Source organism: Micromonospora sp. D75, assembly GCF_018070405.1.
Lineage (GTDB): Bacteria > Actinomycetota > Actinomycetes > Mycobacteriales > Micromonosporaceae > Micromonospora > Micromonospora chalcea.
This window is the reverse complement of sequence record NZ_JAGPXV010000746.1, coordinates 1-2,635: the sequence shown is the minus strand read 5'-3', so window position 1 is coordinate 2,635 and position 2,635 is coordinate 1. Positions and strand designations below refer to the sequence as shown.

Annotated in this window: 2 protein-coding genes; both read left to right on the top strand. The window is 71.7% G+C overall.

Annotated elements, in window-relative coordinates:
- The first annotated feature begins 227 nt into the window (after positions 1-227).
- Positions 228-1,637, top strand: a complete 1,410-nt coding sequence (locus tag KBX39_RS28485) for a PhoH family protein (protein WP_043326627.1) — start codon at positions 228-230, stop codon at positions 1,635-1,637.
- 231 nt (positions 1,638-1,868) lie between these two features.
- A complete protein-coding gene (locus KBX39_RS28480; RefSeq protein WP_043326625.1) occupies positions 1,869-2,552 on the top strand; it encodes a transglycosylase SLT domain-containing protein in 684 nt (227 codons plus the stop codon).
- Positions 2,553-2,635 lie beyond the last annotated feature (83 nt).

Genomic DNA, 2,635 nt, shown 5'->3' with positions numbered 1-2,635 from the left:
CCCGAACAGGTGTACGTCCGGCGACTGGCACGCGATGATCCACGCGCACCTCTAGCCCCGCGGCCCCGCGGCGATTAGCGTCTAGGCATGGCGCGGGGTTTTCCCGGGCCAGCCGGACAGCCCGGACCTGCGTCCTCGCACACGGGGCCCGCATCCGACCCCGTGTCCTCCGGGCACCGGAAGAGGCGGAACTCGGGTGGCCGGGTGCCCATCCGCGGAGCAGGCCTGTGACCACTCGCCGTACCCCCGCCGGAGCCGAGCAGCAGACCCCGGCCTCGACCGCCCAGACCCGCCGGACCACCCGCAGCCGCCGCAGCGCCGCTGTCGAGGCCGAGGAGCCCCGACCAGCCGGCCCGGCCTTCGTCCTGGACACCTCGGTCCTCCTCTCCGACCCGGCGGCGTTCCACCGCTTCGCCGAGCACGAGGTGGTGCTGCCGCTGGTGGTCATCTCCGAACTGGAGGGCAAGCGGCACCACCCCGAGCTGGGCTGGTTCGCCCGTCAGTCGCTGCGCATGCTCGACGAGCTGCGGGTACGGCACGGCCGGCTGGACCGGCCGGTGCCCGCCAACGAGCAGGGCGGCACGCTGCGGGTGGAGCTGAACCACACCGACGACGGGGTGCTGCCGCCCGGCTTCCGCAACGAGTCGAACGACGCGCGCATCCTGTCCGTGGCGCTGAACCTGGCCGCCGAGGGGCGTGAGGTCACGCTCGTCAGCAAGGACATGCCGCTGCGGGTGAAGGCGGCCTCGGTCGGCCTGCGCGCCGACGAGTACCGCCACGGCCAGGCCAGCGATCCGACCTGGACCGGCATGGCCGACCTGGACCTGTCCGAGGAGGAGATCGGCCGGCTGTACGCGGGCGAGACGCTCGACGTCGACGCCGCGGCGGGCCTGCCCTGCCACACCGGTCTGGTGCTGCACTCGGGGCGCGGCTCGGCGCTGGGCCGGGTGCTGCCGGACAAGACGGTCCGGCTGGTCCGGGGCGACCGGGAGGCGTTCGGCGTGCACGGCCGCTCGGCGGAGCAGCGGGTCGCGCTCGACCTGCTGCTGGACGAGTCGATCGGCATCGTCTCGCTCGGTGGCCGGGCCGGCACCGGCAAGTCCGCGCTGGCGCTCTGCGCCGGCCTGGAGGCGGTGATGGAGCGGCGCCGGCACAAGAAGGTGATCGTGTTCCGTCCGCTGTACGCGGTCGGCGGCCAGGAACTCGGCTACCTGCCCGGGTCGGAGTCGGAGAAGATGTCGCCGTGGGCGCAGGCCGTCTTCGACACGCTCGGCTCGGTGGTGCACGAGAACGTGCTGGAGGAGGTCACCTCGCGCGGGCTGCTGGAGGTGCTGCCGCTGACCCACATCCGCGGCCGGAGCCTGCACGACGCGTTCGTCATCGTCGACGAGGCGCAGTCGCTGGAGCGGGGCGTCCTGCTCACCGTGCTGTCCCGGATCGGTCAGGGGTCGCGGGTGGTGCTCACCCACGACGTGGCGCAGCGGGACAATCTGCGGGTCGGCCGGCACGACGGGGTGACGGCGGTGATCGAGGCGCTGAAGGGGCATCCCCTCTTCGCGCACGTCACGCTCAGCCGATCGGAGCGTTCTCCGATCGCCGCTATGGTCACCGATCTACTGGAGGACATCCCCGGCTGACCGCCGCTTTTGCCCCACTTTATCCTGATTTTCAGGGTGACGCAGGTCACTTTTCGGCCCGGCCATTTCCCACCGGCCTCACTGTGCGCAATGGTGTCCATCGAGCGTCACCGACCACTCGGGAGCCATGTACGCCCCGCAGTCACACCGGTACCGGAGCGCTCGCGGCACCTCGGCGCGGCCCGGTAGGCCACGCGTGCCGCGTCCCTGCCCCCGACGAAGGGAAACTTCGTGAGTCGGCTGTGGAGCCGGTTCGGCGCCCGCACCGCCGCTGTGGCACTGCTCTCCGTGGGCGTGGCCGGCGGCTTCTATCTGGGCGAGGATCGCCAGACCCAGCAGCAGGGCCTGACCGCGCAGGTCGGCCTGGAGGTCGACCAGGCGGAGTACGCGTACCAGCGCGAACGGCTGTCCGACCACCGCGTGGACTCGTCCCGGCAGCGTGCCGCCGAGTACCAGGCGAAGCTGCGTGCCGCCGCGGCGGCGAAGGAGGCCGCCGAGCGGGCCAAGAAGGCCGAGGCGGCCGCCGCCACCCGCAAGAAGGAACGGGAGGCGGCGGAGAGCGAGACGAAGATCAAGCCGTACGACGGCCCGATCCCGTCCTCGTGCGCGGAGTACAGCGGCAACCGGAAGATCGGTTGCGCCGTCATGCTCGACAAGGGCTTCGGCATCGACCAGTTCCCGTGTCTGGACAAGCTCTGGACCAAGGAGAGCGGCTGGAACCCGAAGGCGTCCAACAGCTCCTCCGGGGCCTACGGCATCCCGCAGGCCGTGCCGGGCAGCAAGATGGCCTCGGTCGCGGACGACTGGAAGACGAACCCGGCGACCCAGATCACGTGGGGTCTCGGCTACATCAAGGGCCGGTACGACACCCCGTGCGGCGCCTGGCAGAAGTCGCAGAGTTCAGGCTGGTACTGACGTCGTGACGACGGCGGGACACCCGGGCGGAACCGGGTGCCCCGCCGGCGTCGTACCCGGCCCCGACTGGCGGCCCGCCACTT